Raw genomic sequence first — 16,036 nt, forward strand, 5'->3', positions numbered from 1 at the left:
GACTGACGCGGGGTTGCGCGCAGGAGACCGAACCGGATTAGGGGATTGTCAGTCGAAGTAAGGACCCAGAAGACAGAGAGATACGGGGAGCCCATGCCAGACCATGTCTCCTTGCCAATCGGGACTGTTAGACCCAAAGCCCAGCACACCGCTAGCGGCCTAAGTGGCTATCACCAGCTCTCACCCCTGCCCGCGCCTGCCGAGAAATCCAGGGCCCTACCGCGATGGGTTATCGATACCGGGAAATCCAGGACACGGACCGCACCAACGGCTGCTTTCGATCTCGACGTACTGTCGCTCAGCGAGCTGAAGAAAATGCAGAATGACGTCGCCAAAGCGATTGCCACATTCGAGGATCGGCACAAGGTGGAAGCCCGCGCCAAGGTGGAAGCTTTCGCCCGGGAACTCGGCTACTCCCTAGCCTACGGCGACCCCGAACAGCGCACCGACTCCAGCGGTCGCCGCCATGGCGAGTGCACCCCAGAGCGTGACCCTTGCAGCACCTCGAATAACACCAGCACCGCCAGCAGAAGCGCCTAATCCACCAAGAACCGCGAGGCCGAGGATCGTCGACACGGCGACCAAGAAAACGATCCGTGCATCCGGGACGACCAGTGCGACGATCAAGGGCAGCACCGCACCCACGGCGAAGGTCAGCGCCGACACCAAGGCGGCCTGGATCGGGCGGGCTGTCACGGTCTCGGAGATGCCAAGCTCGTCGCGGGCATGCGATCCGAGCGCGTCACGTTCGGTCAGTTGCACGGCCACCTTTTCGGCAAGGTCTCGGTCCAGCCCTCGCTCGACATAGATTTGGGTAAGTTCTTCGAGTTCGGCCTCGGGTGTTTCCGCCAGTTCGAGGGTCTCGCGCGCAAGGTCAGCGTTTTCCGCGTCAGTCTGGGAACTGACCGAGACGTATTCGCCTGCCGCCATGGACATCGCGCCGGCCACGAGGCCAGCCAGCCCCGCTATCAGGACCTCCGGCTTTCCCGATCCTGCTGCGGCGACGCCGACCACGAGGCTTGCCGTCGACACCAGCCCGTCGTTCGCGCCGAGAACGGCGGCCCGCAGCCAGCCGATGCGATGCACCATGTGGATTTCGGAATGCGAGAGGCGGCTCATGGCGTGGCTCCTTGCGCGATGTCATCCTGCCCGGAGGAGACAGCCTTTGGTTTCGGAATAGTGGGTTCATGGGGCGCGATGCGCAGCGCGCGGAGGGCGTTCAGGATCACTGCAACGTCGATGACCTCCTGCAGGAGCGCCCCCTGCACCGGAGTGAGATAGCCGAAAGCCGCCGCGATCATGCCCATGACCGAAAGGCCGATCCCGGCGACAACGCTTTCGACAGCGATGCGGCGCGCGCCGCGCGCGATCTCGATCCCTAGCCCGAGCCGGTCGATACGGTCGACAAGCAGCACGACATCCGCCGCCTCCGCCGATGCTGCGGCCCCGCGTGCGCCCATCGCGACACCCACATCGGCCGCCGCAAGCGCGGGCGCGTCGTTCACGCCGTCGCCCACCATCATGACGGGCCCGTGCTTGCGCTCGCTGAGGACGAGCAGGACCTTCTGGTCCGGCGTCAGCCCGGCCCTCAGACCGTCGAGCCCAAGCCCCTCGGTGACACGCTCGGCCACGTCGGCGCGGTCTCCGGTCGCGAGCAGGATCCGCGCGATCCCCTCGCGGCGCAGGCCTTCCAGCATGGCGCCCGCGCCGTCGCGCAACGGGTCGGACATCACCAGATACCCCGCCAGGTGACCGTCCACTGCCACAGCGACCAGGACCGATCCTGCGCCTTTGGCGGGGTGATCGTCTCCCATTCGCCCAACGCGGGACACAACGAAACCGTCGCCGCCGACGATCACGCTGTGGCCCTCGACATGACCCGCGACCCCTTCACCCGGAAACTCGGCAACCTCGGATGGCACGGGCAACGAGAAGCCCCGCGCCTTCGCGGCCGCAACGATGGCCTGCGCGACAGGGTGCTTGGAGGCCTGATCGAGCGCGGCAGCGAAGCGCAGGATGTCGCCCTCGGCCATGCCGTCATGGCTGTCGATCGAGACGATTTGCGGCCGGCCGTCCGTCAGCGTGCCGGTCTTGTCGAGGATCAGCGTGCGGATGCGCGCCATCGTCTCGAGCGGTCCCGCGCCTTTGATCAGCACCCCGAAATGCGCCGCGCGCGACAGGCCTGCGACCAGCGCGACCGGCACGGCCAGGATCAGGGGACATGGCGTTGCGACGACGAGCACGGCGACGGCCCGGATCGGATCGCCCGTGAACCACCAGGCAGCGAAGGCAATGCTGACCGTGACCGCCAGAAACCCCAGCGACCAACGGTCGGCCAGCCGCGACATCGGCGCCTTGGAGGCCTGCGCCTCTTCCACCAGCCGGACGATCCCGGCATAGGTGCTGTCCTTGGCCTCGTGAGTTGCGATCAGGTCGAAGGCTTCGCCCGCATTGGTCGATCCGCTCATGGCCTCGGCGCCGTAACGGAGCCGGACGGGCAGGGATTCCCCCGTCAGCGCCGAGGTGTCGACGAAGGCCGTCTCTGAGCTCAAGGTGCCATCCACCGGCACCACGTCGCCCTGCCGGATCAGAAGGCGGTCGCCGGGCGCAATTTCGTTCAGCGGCACTTCCTCCAGCCCGCCATTCCGGTGTCTTGTCGCGGTCCGGGGCACACGGGACAGCAGGTCGTGCATTTCACGGCGGGCACGCCCTTCCGCGAAAGCTTCGAGGAAGGTGCCGCCGGAATACATTACGGCGACCACCGCCGCGGCGAGGGTCTCGCCGAAGACGAGCGCCGCCGACATGGAGAGCGCGGCGACAATATCGAGGCCCACTTCGCCGGAACGCAGGCTGCGCAGGATCTCGACCACGAGCGCGGCGAGCGCGGGAACGACGCCCGCGATCCAGACCGCGTTCGCGACGTCGGGTTCGCCGGAAAAGTAGAAGGCAAGTCCCGCAATCAGGCCGGTCGCGGCAATGAGCAGGATAGCGGTCTTGAAGCGGTCGGTCCGTGTCGTTTCCATGCGGCTCATCTCCCCTCGGCTGAGGCGATTGCCGCTGGCTCTTCGGAAAATAGTCGTCCGACTCCCACGCCCCTTACGTTGACAACATCATCGCGCAAGAGGAACAGGGCGTCGAGGCCGCTTTGTTTTGCGAGCGTCGCGCCTTTGACCGGCCCAAGCACCATGAGGGCCGTCGCCCAGGCATCTGCCTCTGCACAGCTGCGGGCCACGACCGTGATGGAGGCCGGCGACGCGATCAGCGGCGCTCCCCGCCTCGGGTCCATCGTGTGCGACAGGCGGCGCCCCTGCACCTCGACCCAGTGACGGTAGTCGCCCGAGGTCGCGACGGCGGCATCCTGAAGCGCGAGGATCGAATGCGGCGTCCGGCGCTCGGCGTCCGGCGCCTCGACCGCGATGGTCCAGGCTTCACCGTCCGGCCTGAGGCCCATTGCACGCATCTCGCCATCGATCCCGACGAGTCCGTCGGATATGCCTTGATTGCGGAGGATTTCGGCCAGTCGATCCACGCCGTAGCCCTTGGCGATGCCATTCAGGTCCAGCGCGATGGGTGCGGCCTTGCGCACGTGTTCGCCGTTGATCTCGAGCACGTCATGCGCCGGGCGGCGCGAGGCGGCCATCGCGGTGCGGATGCCATCCGGCGCGGCGGCCTCCGGTCCGAAGCCCCAGGCCATCACCGCGTCGCCCATGCCGATGTCGAAGGCTCCGCCAGAGGCGCGGCCAATTTCCAGGCCGAGGCGTAGCACCTCGAGCAATCGTGCAGGAACAGCGATCCATTCACCGATCGGTGCCGCGTTGAGCCGCATAAGGTCGCTGTCCGGCTTCCAGGTCGACATCTGTCCGTCCACCTCATCCACGGCCGCCTGCAATGCCGAGCGGACCGGCCCCGGGTCGAAACCGGGGTCCGCGAATAACAGCGCCGACCACCTCGTGCCCATCGTCGGCCCGTTCAGCGCGATGCGCGCCCGCTCAGTAGACATCTTCGACATACCGCCCCTCCGCCTTCAGGACTGCTGGTGTCAGCCCGGCCGGCGCGAGGATCTCGGCCAGCGCCTCGGCCACGCCGGCGGCCATGTCTCGTCCGCCGCAGACCATCACGCGCGCCCCATTGCGGATGAGCTCCGCGACCTGAGTGGCCTCGCTGCGCAGCGCGTCCTGGACGTAATGGGGACGCGCCCCGCGCGAGACGGCCGTGACCAGCCGGCTTACACGCCCTTCGTCCTGCCATCCGGGGAACTCCTCGCCGTAGAAGAAATCGCTGTCGGGATGGCGCATGCCGAAGAACAGGTGGATCGGCCTGCGGCGCGTATTGCCGCGCACAAAGCCCGCTAGCGGCCCGATGCCGGTCCCCGCGCCGATCAGGATCAGGGGCGCCCGGCTTCGGCCCGGACGGAAGCCGGGGTTGGGGCGCAGGAAGGCGCTCACCGTGTCGCCAGGTTCCAGCGCTGTGAGCTGACCCGAGCAGAGCCCGCCGGGATGCTTCTTGACCACGATCTCGATGAAGCCGTCGCGGCGCCCAGAGGCGAGCGAATAGAGCCGCGGGACGGTCCCGCCTTCGGGCAGAATGCCGATCAGGTCACCCGTCTGGAACCGTGCGAACCCGCCCCCGAGCAGCCGTTGCCCGAGCGAGACGCGGGGAAACGCGAAGCGGAGGATGGCGGTCGGGGCCTGCACCTCGGCGCCGTAGTCGCGGCGCGAGACGAGGGTCAGCGTGGTCGTTTGCGGCTGGACCGGCTGGTGCGTCAGTTCGAGTTCGATCCCGAGAGCGTCTCCGAGCGCCCCGCCCCAGCGCGCGAAATCCTGCGGCGATTGCCGGTCGATTGTGTCGAGCGGCAGAAGCTCGGGCCAGCCCTTCGCCTCTGCCGCAGTCGCGACGGACTTGGCGAAGGCGCAATAGGCCGGAAAGCTGCGGTCGCCGAAGCCGAGCACTGCCAGAGGAATGTCCGGCGCGCGGTCGGTCGCGTTCAGCCGGTCGAGAAAGCCCTTCGCCGAGGCCGGCGCCGCGCCGTCGCCATAGGTCGCGGCCAGCAGGATGATCCGCCGGGCGTTGGTGTAGCGCTCAGGGCCGAAGCCCGACATCGGGCCGACATGGACGCTCTGCCCGGCTTTCGTCAGCGCGGCGTGCAGCGTCGCGGCAAAGCCCCAGGTGCTGCCGCCCTCGCTGCCGACAAGCAAGATCGTCTCGGCGCGTCCGGCGGGCTGGTTGCCCCGGATGCGTGGTCGCCCGGGCCGCCCGGCGAGCCAGACCAGCACGCCGGTCGCGCCCATGGCCGGCACGCCGAGCGCCATGAGCCCCAGCACGAGCCCCAGCGTCGCCGCACCCTGTCCGGTGTGCAGCATGTAGATGGTCTCCGAGACGCGCTCCCACCCGGTCAGGTCGGCCCAGGCCAGCAGCGCCCCGTCGCCCTGATCGAGATATCCGGTGCCCCGGTCGGTCTTGAGCGTGAATACGTCTGTTGCGTCGCCGGGATAGGGAAAGCTCAGCTCGCGCAACTCGGCGACCGGCGTTCGCCGAAGCGTGGGCATCCGGCCCGGAGCGAAGCCGGTCTCCCCACTGACCTCGGCAGGGGCGACCGGCAGGACGCCTCCGTCCGGCAGGAGATCGAAGGTAGACGCCGTCATCCAAAGCGCGGTCGTGGAGGACAGGACGAGGCCGACAACGGCGATGCGTGCGATCTCGGCGTGCAGCCGCCCGGCAAGCGGTCCGCGCAAGGGTGAAAACCAGCGTCGCCAGCCGCCCACCCGCCGCGCGACCAGCGTCGCGCCGGAGAGCGAGAGGATCAGCATCGCGGCCGCCCCTGCGGCCATGGCGATGCGGCCGCCGTCCCCGAGGAACAGCGAGCGGTGCAGGTTGGTGAGCCAGCGTTCGGCCTGGTTCGGGTCGGCCGAGGCTACGCCCTCACCCGTCGCCGGGTTGATTACGGCGGCACCCGGCGCGCCCTGATCGAACCAGTAGGCAGTGATCCGACCGGAGGGCGACCGGCGGATCTGCTCGACGCCCGGATAGACGGCCTGGATGCGGTCCGCGAGAGCGGCTACGGTCAGTCCGGCTTCCGCCTGCGGCGCGGCGATGCGCTCGGCCGCAGGGAAGACCGACAGTGCCGCGCCGCTCAGGCCCAGGATGGTGACGAGCGCAAGGGCCAGAAGACCCGGCCAGCGATGGAGTGCACGGATCATGGCCCCACCCTTCACATGTCGTAGGCGAAGCTGGCGATGTACCGGCGCCCGCGCACCGGCGTGCCCGCGCCGTCGGTCGTGAGCGGTACGGCCACCTCGTTCGGACTGTCGCGCATGTCCTCGACGGCCGCGTCGATGTGGAGCGTGTAGCCCGCATCAAAGAGCGCGTCGGCGAGGTCGAGCGTGATCTCGAGCGTGCGGCCCGCGCCGACGCTGGCGCCGGTGATTCCGTTCACCTGCGCGGTGTCGCCGCCGGTGGCGCGGTACCAATCGCTGAGGTGCTCGTAGTACTTGGACTTGCCGCCAGCCATCCAGAGACTGCCGACATAGGCGCCCGAGGTGTCGGTGACGTAGAGCGCGAGATAGGCCCCGTCGCCGCCGTAATTGTTGAGGGTCGTGGTGAGCGTCACCGGCCGCGCCATGGCGAGGCCGGGGAGCGTCAGCGCGGTGGTGAGCGCGAGCGTTGCGAGAAGCGATTTCATCGGGTTGATCCTTGTTCGGAGAGGAGCTTGAGAGCGGTTCAGTTCACCTGAACCTGCGGCGGGGTGCCGTTCCCGAAGAGGCCGTTCTGCGGAGGGGCGACCGTGCCGGCGGGCGCGGGATTGCGGGCGCCGCCACGGTCGTCGTCCTCATCCTCGTAATCCATCTCGACGATCTGCAACGTCGCCGGATCGAGCTTCACCTCGATCTCCCGGCCATCCTGATCTCGGCCCTCGATCTCGTAGCAGCCATCGTCGATCTCGAAGTCGCGCACGGTCCAGCCGTTTTGCTCAGCCAGCTGCATCACGGCCTCGCGCGGCTGCCACTGGTCACGGGGCACGCGGCACTCGTCGTCGTCGGCCAGGGCGGCGCCAGCGGGCAACAGGGCGATCAGGGCGAAGGCGGTCAGGGTCTTCTTCATGGCAGGGTCTCCTTGTCATCTGCTGAGGACAATCTGGAGACAGGACCTGAGGCCTTCCTGACGCGTCGGCGATTCCCGCTTCAGCTTGCCGTCAGGAAAATGGCCCCGCCGATGAGGGCGGGGCCAAAAAGGTGCGAGCGCAGGCCACAGGGCTGACATGGCGATGCGCCCTGCCCCGCGGTTAAGCGAATTCGAACTGCTCGAAACGGACACGGCGAGGCGTTTGGCCTTGCGCCTTCAAGCCCTTCAGGACCCCGTCCTTCAGGCCGGTTGGGCCACAGAACCACAGATCGGCTTGCCGGACTGCGAAAGGGGTGGCGCTGATCAGCCGCTCAGCCGTGAGCCTGCCATCGCGCGCCGTGACGAACACCTCGAAACTGAACCTCGGGTTGCGGGCAACCGCAGCGCGCAGCGTCTCTACGCCAATCGCTTCATCTTGTGTCGGAACGCAGTAGATGAGGTGAATGTCGCGACTCTCCGCCTCTGTCAGGCTTTCCGCCCAGGCGAGGAACGGCGTGATACCGATGCCGCCGGCAAGCCATATTTGGCGCGCACCGCCCTTGCGGAAATTGAACCGTCCATATGGCCCTTCGACCTGCACACGCGTTCCGGTCCGCAAGATGGCGGGCAGGCTTCGTGTCCAGCCACCCAAGCCCCGGATGGAGAACGTCAGGGTGCCGTCAGGGCGCGGGGCGCTGGCGATCGTGAAGGGGTGCGGCTCGGACAGTCCCGCCTCTGGCGCGCGGAAGAAGGCGAATTGCCCCGGCCGCCACCGCATGGCCCGCCCCTCGGGGCGGAGGGTCAAGGTGGTCGTGTCACCGGTCTGCCTGATCTGGCTGACGGTGAAGTCTCTACGCCGTAGGTGCGGAGCGAGCAACTCGGTGAAGATCCAGGCGACCACTCCGGCGATGCCGAAAGCATTCAGCACCAACATGAATGTCGGGTCTACCCCAGCAGGCATGTCGACAAAAAACTGGTGAAACACCACGATTGCAAAAAGGGCTCCCATGAAACGATGGCTGAACCGCCAGAGCTGATAGGGAATCTCGAGCCCGATGAAGGGCAATCTCCGGAACCAGCTGACAGCGACTAGGGCGAGAAGTGCGTTGAAGGCAAGTTCGCCCGCCTCTTCACCTAGGTCCCCAAGGGAGGTTTCACGCACCAAACGCTCGAAATCCGGCTCTATCTGCTGGTGCAGTATCATCAGGACCATCGCGGAAATGCCGAGCCATTTGTGGACCCGGTACATTCGATCGAGACCGCCGAACAATGGTTCCACCAGTGGCGGCCGTGCGGCGAGGATCAAGGTCTGTGCCATCGCGACAACTGCCGCGGCCCCGACGGCAATACCAAATGCTGCATCCGCACCATAAGGCGCATAGGTGTTCATCCCGAACAGAGCCGCCAGCAGGCATGGCAGCGCCACCAGCACCGGGCCCGTCAGGGCCAGAGGAGAGTTGAGGGAAAGCCGAGGGAGTGTGGGAAGGCCCGGCGCAGAGACATTACCATCACGATGCGCCGTATCAGTCATCGTCGCGTCTCTCGTGATCGCGGTCGCGACGATCATCATCGTCGTCCTCAAACTCGAACTCGATTACTTCCAACGTCGCCGGGTGGACCGTCACCTCGATCGCACGCCCTTGGGCATCCCGGCCGTCAATTTCGTAGCAGCCATCGTCGATCTTGATGCGGCGCACCGCCCAGCCATTTTCCTCGGCAAGACGGGCAACCGCGTCGCGCGGCTGCCAATCAGCCATCGGAACGAAGCAGTCGTCGTCAGCCAGCGCCGCGCCGGCCGGGAAGACCGCGAGAAAGCCGATAATTGTCAATGTCTTCTTCATGGGGCACACTCCTAGTGGCTCGCCTCTTGATGCACTTCATGCGCTGCGAAACTGACGACAGCCTGAACGGGCGCGACCCACAGGCTTCAGCTTCGTGTCAGCCAGACGGATCATGCAGGGACATCAGACAAGAACGGGTACGACCATGCGCATATTGCTGATCGAAGACGACACGACCCTCGGCGCTGCCGTGCGCGACCAGATCGCAGCCGATGGCCAGTCAGTGGATTGGGTTACGCGGTTGGATGCGGCAAGCGATGCCATGGCTGCTACGTCCTACGACTTAATCCTGCTCGACCTGATGCTGCCGGACGGGCGTGGCATCGGGTTCCTCAAGGTTTTGCGCACGCGGGGCGACGTGACGCCGGTCATCATTCTTACCGCACTCGACCAAGTGTCGGACCGCATCGAAGGCCTCAACGCGGGCGCAGACGACTACCTTGTGAAGCCTTTCGACCTGTCGGAACTGTCGGCGCGGATCGGATCGGTCGCGCGGCGCTACAGCGGCAACCCCAACCCGATCCTGACCCACGGACCGCTCGACATCGACCTTGCTGCGCGCAGCGTCCATCGGGATGGCAGACATGTGCCGCTGACGGCGCGGGAATGGGCGCTCTTCGAAGCCTTCCTCGCGCGCCCCGGGCAGCTCCTGTCCAAGGCGCAGTTGGAGGAGAAGCTCTACGCCTTCGACGCCGAGGTCGAGAGCAACACCATCGAGGTCCATGTCAGCCGCCTGCGGAAGAAACTGGGGAGCGCAATCATCGAAACCGAGCGCGGCATGGGCTACCGCCTGGGCAGGCCATGAGGTGGCCCGCAAGCCTTCAGGCGCGGCTCGGCCTATCCGTGGGGCTGGTGCTGACGGTGCTGTGGCTGCTGGCTGCGACGGTGACGGCCGTGATCGTCCGGGCCGAAATGGACGAGGTCTTCGACAGCGCGCTCCGTGAGACAGCGGAGCGGATCCTGCCGCTGGCAGTAACCGACATCGTCGGGCGGGAAGATCAGGGTGTGACCCAGCGGCTCGCCCCGATCCGTGCGCACGACGAGTTCTTCACCTATCTCGTGCGCGATGCCGAAGGCCGCATCCTGCTGCAATCGCATGCGGCGGACCCCACCGTGTTCCCCTCCTATGACGGGCCCGGGTTTCGCCAGACCGCGACGCACCGTCTCTACAGCGACGCGGCGCTTCAGGACACGATCCGCATCACAGTGGCCGAGCCGCTGGCCCACCGCATGTCGGTGGCTCGCGAAATCCAGATGGGTCTCGGCCTGCCCTTGCTGATCGTGCTTCCAGTGGCCTTGATCGCGATCATCCTGGCAGTTCGCTTCAGCCTTGATCCTCTGCGCCGGTTCCGCGCGCGGCTGGAAGCACGTGGCGCTCGCGACCTTTCGCAGGTTCCTCACGAGGGGCTTCCAACTGAAATCGGCCCGTTGGCTGATACGCTGAACAGCCTGCTGGCCAGATTACGTGAGGCGTTCGAGGCCGAGCGAAGCTTCGCCGCGAACGCCGCTCACGAGTTGCGCACACCACTCGCGGGAGCGATCGCGCAGGCGCAGAGGCTCAGGTCGGAAACCAAGGACCGAGCGGCTGCACAACGTGCGACCGACATCGAGGAGACGCTGAAAAGGCTGACGCGACGCACAGAACGCATGATGCAACTCGCGCGGGCAGAAGGCGGGCGATTGAGGATGGACAAAAGCTCGGATCTGAGGGGCGTTGCGAGAATTGTGGTGGACGATATTGGCCGCACGGGCACGCCAGATCGTATCAGGCTAAATCTTCCCGACATGGCTGTCATGTCAGATCTTGATCCCGACGCCTTCGCCATTCTGTGCCGGAACCTCGTGGAAAACGCTCTTCGTCATGGGGGACAGACTACCCCGGTCGACGTCACGCTGACCGCATCTGGCCAGTTCACCGTGGCAAATGACGGCCCTGTCGTGCCAGGCGAAACACTCGACCGGCTGACAGCGCGTTTCGAGCGGGCCTCTGCCACCTCCGACGGCAGCGGCCTGGGTCTTGCCATCGTCGCCGCAATCGCAGAGCGGATCAGCAGCCGCCTTGTCCTTCAATCGCCGCGGCCGGGCCGGACCACAGGTTTTCAAGTATCGCTCAGGTTGCCGATAGACGACAGCGAGTGACAGCGACATCCACTTTGGTTCCCAAAGGGTCAAATGCAGCCTTGGGATCAAGATCATCAGGGCCTGGCCTGGCGCGTCGGTTACCGTGCTATGCAGCGTCACGCTCGGAAAGGCAGCGCACAGCGCCAGCAGCCTGTTCGGAATGGACCCCGCGCTGATGAACGTCATGTAACCAGCGCTCACCATGAGGGTGACCGCTGTTTCCAGCATATAGGGATGGTCGACGAAAAGGCTTCCCGAACATGGTAGAAGCAGACTGTCGGAAGCGATTGTTAGCCGACTGACTATCCCCGGTCACGGGGGCATTACTAGGCCCAGGTGCACACCTGTGCCACGCCTGGGCCCTCGGGAAGTGAGGCCGAAGCTTCACCCGAACGGGTCGTATTCCGAGACGATCACGACCTCGTCGCCGTCGATTTCATCGGCGGGGACGGCACCATAGGTTCCATCACCTGCCTGGAAGACGACGATCGAGACCATGAGCGTGGCGGCGAGGGAAGCGGCGAAGGCGTGAGCATCTTTGCGGGACATCTGTTTGGCTCCTGTCTTGGAGGCGGAGGACCATCCCCCGCGCGACAGGACCCCGCAGGCCCGAAGACTGGCTGACATCACCGGGTGCGTTCGGCTCGTCCGAATCCACCCGGCGGCACGGGTTCGCCCGTAGTCCGACCCCTCGCGGGTTGATCTCGAAGACAGGATTCGGGGCAAGGAAGGGAATGGCGAGCGGGGGATGGTGCGACCGCTGACTGGAGCCGTATGTTCCACTGGTGCTTTCGCTGCCAGCCTCCCGGGCAGGCTCTTGGATGACGATCCCTTTCCGTATTGGAATGGATCCTATGGTGCCCCGCGATCTCGCGGGACAGGGGCGTCATGGATGAGAGGCCCGCTCTTGGGCGGGCCCCTTGGGTTCTACATAGGCTCAGGCGGCAAGCTCCGCGTCCCCTGCCCTACCGGCGTCTTCTTCGCCGACAATCTCCAGCCGCGCGTTGCGATAGCCTTCTCTGGCGATCCAGAGTTCGGCAGCCGTGACGGACTCGGCCAGGTGGAGCAGCTCCGTGCAGCCGCCGAAATCCAGCACGACGCGCACCTGTCCGGGCTTCGGCTCCTCAGCCACTTCGAATGTCAACGCACTGTCAGCCGAATGAGTCCGCATGATGGTGACAAGAATGACCCCGTCCGAAGAGAAGTTCCCCTCGTGCAGCGTGAACGACGCCGGCGCCGTCCAGGTCGGATAGGGTCGCGGCGGCTCCTTCTTGACGAGACGGCCGACGCCGTTCGAGCGCTCCCAGGCCGCGAGCTTCTTTGTGAACCGGGCGGGCGGTTTCGTTGTGCTATCGGTGTAGCGAATGAGCGCGCCCAGGGGCGCGGTTTCGAGAATGGTGGTTGGAGACATGATTCCTCATCCTGAATGCGTCATTTTGCATTCATCTTATTGATATTGTTGTATTTTATGTGATTGAGCGCGGGTTTCCCCGCCCTCGGATGGAGCGGATCACTCCGCGGCCATCATCGACGCATCATCACCCGGCAGGTCAGCGGTGAGGAAGGCGGGCAGATCGACATCCTCGGACAACTCGGTGTCGGGAACGTCACCAGACGCCCCCTGCCCTTCTTCACCTTCGAGTGCCGCCAGATCGTGACGGCGAAGCACCTCCGGCAACCAGCCGCTGCCCTTCAGAAGGCGCTCGGCCTCGGTCGCCATCTCGGCCTTCTTCAGGTGATCGAGGAGCTGCGCCGTCCCCTCCCCTTTTGCCTCGCGCACGGCTTCAAGGATCCGGGCCTTGGGCACGCGGTTCAGGTAGGTATCGGCCGTCGGCTCCCAGCCAGCCTCGACCATATCGAGATCGACTGCCTGTGCAAGCAAGTCGGCCTGCGCCATCCGTCGGGTCAGACCACTGGCGGAGATACCGGCACCGTAGGGGTTCACCTTCTCGTGGAGCGCGTTGATCCCGAAGCTAAGGCAATGCGCGAGCAAGGACAGCCGGCTCACCTGATCGAGGGAGGTCAGGTATTCCCAGAGAGCGGCATCGTCGCCAAGCGGAAGGTCGGCCTCCCACTCCGCGTGGCGATCGTCCACCAGCTTGGCAACCACGCTGTCCTTCAGATCGCTGGCCTGCGCCGACATGTAGACGTGACGCACCGATGCCTCGCAGCACCCGCCTGAAGCGCTCGACATCCGGAAAGTGTCGTTGACGAGCTTCAGGAGCAGCAGCGTCAGCGCGATGTCGGGAGAACGCCCGACAGCTTCGCGCAATGCCAAGGTGCGGTACGCCGTCAGCTCCATGACCAGCCGCTCGGGCAAGGGCTTCAAGGCACCATCGTCTTCTTCGTCCGACAGACCCGCCCCGAGCGCTTGACCAGCAGAGGTGATCACCGTGCCATGGCCGATACCATCCACGTTGCTCGTCGCCGAAAGCTCAGCGCCCTGCCTGTCTGCCGCCTGTTCACCGCTGTGGACGTCGGCCTCTGTCCGAGGTTCATCCTCCGGCCGCACAAAGCCCCGATAGACGGAAAGCTCGCCAGAGCGATCAAGCGTCACAAAGGCCCCTGCCCGCGCGATCTCCTCCGCGTCGAAGATCAGCGGCCGCGTCTCGAGCTTCTCCATCGCGACTTCGAGTTCGCCAAGGCGGGCGTCGGTCTCTTCAGGGAATTCGTCCTGGCCCTCGTACTCCTCTTCGAACGCCCGGTATTCGGCGAGCAGCTTGGCATGGGCCGCGCCTTCGTCATCCGACATCGGCGCCGGATTACCGTTGAGCCGTCGCAGGCCGTGGCTGTAGCCATAGGGCAGGTCGAGCGAGACCTCGATCCATTTCCAACCTTCGGTCGCGATGGCTTCGGCTTCAGCCTGAAGCTTCTCGCTGACCAGGCGATCGAGCAGGGCAGGGTCTTCCAGCCATCCGCCGTCGTCGCCCTGGAAGAGGTCGTGCAACATGGTGCCGCCCGCCGCCTCGTAGGCCTCGACGCCGACAAAGACGGCGCGCCGGTCAGAGGCCCGCACGGAGGTTTCCGTCAGCATGCGCCGGATCTGATAGGGCTCCTTGTTCCAGGACGACTTGATCGCCTCCCAGACCTGAATCTGACGCTCGTGGTCCGGATTGACCGTGAAGGCCATCAGCTGCTCCAGCGTCATTTCATCCTCGGCATAGAGCTCGAGCAGGGCAGGGGCCACGGCGGCGAGTTTCAGGCGCTGTTTCACCACCTGCGGCGTGACGAAGAAGGCGGCTGCGATCTCTTCATCGCCTTGACCCTTCTCCCGAAGCGCCACGAAGGCGCGGAACTGGTCGAGCGGATGCAGGGCTGCGCGCTGCATGTTCTCAGCGAGCGAGTCGTCTTCGGCGAGGATCGCGGAAGTGGCATCCCGCACGATGCAGGGAATGGGCGTGGTCTTGGCCAAGCGTTTCTGCTTCACCAGGAGAGACAGGGCCTGGAAGCGCCGACCGCCAGCGGGGATTTCGAACTTGCCGGTCTCGGAACCATCATCCGCCAGAACGGGTCGAACGCTCAGGCTCTGCAGCAACCCGCGGCGGGCGATGTCTTCGGCCAGTTCCTCGATGGAGATGCCGGCCTTGATGCGCCGGACGTTGGACTGGCTCAGCACGAGTTTGTCGAAGGGAATGTCCCGGGACGGGGACAGGGTGACTTTCTGGGCAGATTTCGCCATCAGATCTTCTCCGCGACGGGCGCCGGAAGCCACTCTCCCGATCTCACTTCCCGTCACCCCTTTCACAGCCCATCTCTACCTCTCGACATGTCCACCGCGGTGGACATCACGCAGTTGCTGCCCCAGAACGAGAAAGCCTTTCCAACAACAGTGATGGGTTGAAGTCAGTTTCTCTGCGACCGAGCGTGATGCTGTGGAAATACGCTCCAAAGTCTCGGATGCGATTGCTCATCTGGAGAATTATGAAGATGGCGCATGATGCTTTTTGAGAGCCTATCTTCTTAGCAGCCTTTTCGAAGGTGCTTTCGTGGATTCCCATCATTGGAGCGAGCGTTCTCGCGTGGCTTTCGACATCGTGCCAGTTCCTAAGTGAGTTCGTTGCGAACGATGTAGCCTGGTCACAAACGGTTGTGAGCGTTTGCAGGGGAGGTGTTTGGCTGTTGGTCCCGCTTTCTAAATCTTTTTGTTCTTTTTTAGACTTAGAATGGTGGCGGACAGTTTGCCCGTCATTGGCGGGCAGTTTCATTGTTTCTGGTGCGTCCACCGCGGTGGACATCTGTTTGCATTGAGCCTCCAGTTCGCCGAGCAAAGTACGATACTCCGCGATCGAGAGCTTCCTCCGAAGAACTCGGCGTACCTGATGAGTGAGTTCGTTCTCGGGGTCAGCTTCGTCGATCTGAGCAAGTTTGGTTAGGATTTGCTTTCGCAAAAACACGCGATCCCGACGAGCGTTTTCCATCGCTTGGGCTGTCGCAAGTAGTTCGCCGGCACGCGCGAGCAACGGAGCCAGCGACAAGCCATAGCTAATGGACTGACCTTCGGAGGACTTCACTCGGTATCTCTTGCGATTTGGGCTGTCGTGGCGCTTCATGAAACCGAGTTCAACAAAGCGATCGATGTGCCTACGGAGGGTTCGTTCATCGATCCCGCCGACTCGACGGCAGATCTCGTCGTTGGAAGCGAAGACTGTGTCTCCATGCCCAGGCTTGAGAAAGCTCAGCATCGCTTGGAGCGTTTGAACATGTCCTGGACGGAGACCGAACAGGCTGCGAGTATCTCTGAGCGCGCGGAAGACTGCCCAGATGTCGGTTTCAGGTGTTGACGTGGCGGGGGTGCCCTTGCCGACGCCAAAGGTCTGAACGGAAAGCTTTGTGAATGCCATGTTTGTTGAACGACGACCGTTGCGGCCCACAGCTTCCCCGGCTCTTCCCGCTGTTATTGGCGAGAAAAGGCAACAAAAAGACGTCCACCGAATCGGTGACTCTTGACCGGTATGTCGGAGATTGCTACATCACAG

General features: G+C 64.8%; 14 protein-coding genes. 2 read left to right on the forward strand and 12 right to left on the reverse strand.

The features are described from left to right. Positions 1 to 417: 417 nt before the first annotated feature. From O3306_RS15840 to O3306_RS15875, 8 genes are all read right to left on the reverse strand, one after another. Positions 418 to 1,119: a VIT1/CCC1 transporter family protein gene (locus O3306_RS15840; protein ID WP_054540788.1), complete on the reverse strand. Its 702-nt coding sequence runs from the start codon at positions 1,117 to 1,119 to the stop codon at positions 418 to 420. Beyond that, positions 1,116 to 3,023: a heavy metal translocating P-type ATPase gene (locus O3306_RS15845; RefSeq protein WP_054540837.1), complete on the reverse strand. Its 1,908-nt coding sequence runs from the start codon at positions 3,021 to 3,023 to the stop codon at positions 1,116 to 1,118. The genes O3306_RS15840 and O3306_RS15845 overlap by 4 nt, the downstream gene beginning before the upstream one ends. Positions 3,024 to 3,028: 5 nt before the next feature. Continuing rightward, complete coding sequence (locus tag O3306_RS15850) at positions 3,029 to 4,009, reverse strand: FAD:protein FMN transferase (protein ID WP_007803253.1); 981 nt, start codon at positions 4,007 to 4,009, stop codon at positions 3,029 to 3,031. Further along, positions 3,990 to 6,197, reverse strand: a complete 2,208-nt coding sequence (locus O3306_RS15855; protein ID WP_054540789.1) for a PepSY domain-containing protein — start codon at positions 6,195 to 6,197, stop codon at positions 3,990 to 3,992. The genes O3306_RS15850 and O3306_RS15855 overlap by 20 nt, the downstream gene beginning before the upstream one ends. 11 nt (positions 6,198 to 6,208) lie before the next feature. After that, a complete protein-coding gene (locus O3306_RS15860; protein ID WP_054540790.1) occupies positions 6,209 to 6,679 on the reverse strand; it encodes a DUF2271 domain-containing protein in 471 nt (156 codons plus the stop codon). Positions 6,680 to 6,717: 38 nt separating this feature from the next. Beyond that, on the reverse strand, positions 6,718 to 7,098 hold the full coding sequence (locus tag O3306_RS15865) for a PepSY domain-containing protein (protein ID WP_038070264.1): 381 nt from the start codon (positions 7,096 to 7,098) through the stop codon (positions 6,718 to 6,720). Between the two features lie 181 nt (positions 7,099 to 7,279). Further along, a complete protein-coding gene (locus O3306_RS15870) occupies positions 7,280 to 8,665 on the reverse strand; it encodes a ferredoxin reductase family protein (RefSeq protein ID WP_074855014.1) in 1,386 nt (461 codons plus the stop codon). Beyond that, a complete protein-coding gene (locus O3306_RS15875) occupies positions 8,622 to 8,939 on the reverse strand; it encodes a PepSY domain-containing protein (RefSeq protein WP_038068680.1) in 318 nt (105 codons plus the stop codon). The genes O3306_RS15870 and O3306_RS15875 overlap by 44 nt, the downstream gene beginning before the upstream one ends. Before the next feature lie 145 nt (positions 8,940 to 9,084). On the opposite strand from O3306_RS15875, the gene O3306_RS15880 reads away from it, so the two are divergent. Beyond that, positions 9,085 to 9,744, forward strand: a complete 660-nt coding sequence (locus O3306_RS15880) for a response regulator transcription factor (RefSeq protein WP_038068681.1) — start codon at positions 9,085 to 9,087, stop codon at positions 9,742 to 9,744. Beyond that, positions 9,741 to 11,078, forward strand: coding sequence for an ATP-binding protein (locus O3306_RS15885; RefSeq protein ID WP_054540795.1), 1,338 nt, complete (start codon positions 9,741 to 9,743; stop codon positions 11,076 to 11,078). The genes O3306_RS15880 and O3306_RS15885 overlap by 4 nt, the downstream gene beginning before the upstream one ends. 366 nt (positions 11,079 to 11,444) lie before the next feature. On the opposite strand, the gene O3306_RS15890 is transcribed toward O3306_RS15885, so the two are convergent. The 4 genes from O3306_RS15890 to repC form a co-directional block, all read right to left on the reverse strand. Next, positions 11,445 to 11,609, reverse strand: a complete 165-nt coding sequence (locus O3306_RS15890) for a hypothetical protein (protein WP_009574204.1) — start codon at positions 11,607 to 11,609, stop codon at positions 11,445 to 11,447. A gap of 388 nt (positions 11,610 to 11,997) precedes the next feature. Beyond that, entirely contained in the window at positions 11,998 to 12,471 is a 474-nt protein-coding gene (locus O3306_RS15895) for a hypothetical protein (protein ID WP_038068687.1), read from the reverse strand. Positions 12,472 to 12,570: 99 nt separating this feature from the next. Beyond that, entirely contained in the window at positions 12,571 to 14,739 is a 2,169-nt protein-coding gene (locus O3306_RS15900; RefSeq protein ID WP_038068689.1) for a ParB/RepB/Spo0J family partition protein, read from the reverse strand. 106 nt (positions 14,740 to 14,845) lie between these two features. Further along, entirely contained in the window at positions 14,846 to 15,901 is a 1,056-nt protein-coding gene (gene repC, locus O3306_RS15905; RefSeq protein ID WP_038068692.1) for a plasmid replication protein RepC, read from the reverse strand. Positions 15,902 to 16,036: the final 135 nt, after the last annotated feature.

This window comes from Roseovarius sp. ZX-A-9, assembly GCF_028369135.1.
Lineage (GTDB): Bacteria > Pseudomonadota > Alphaproteobacteria > Rhodobacterales > Rhodobacteraceae > Roseovarius.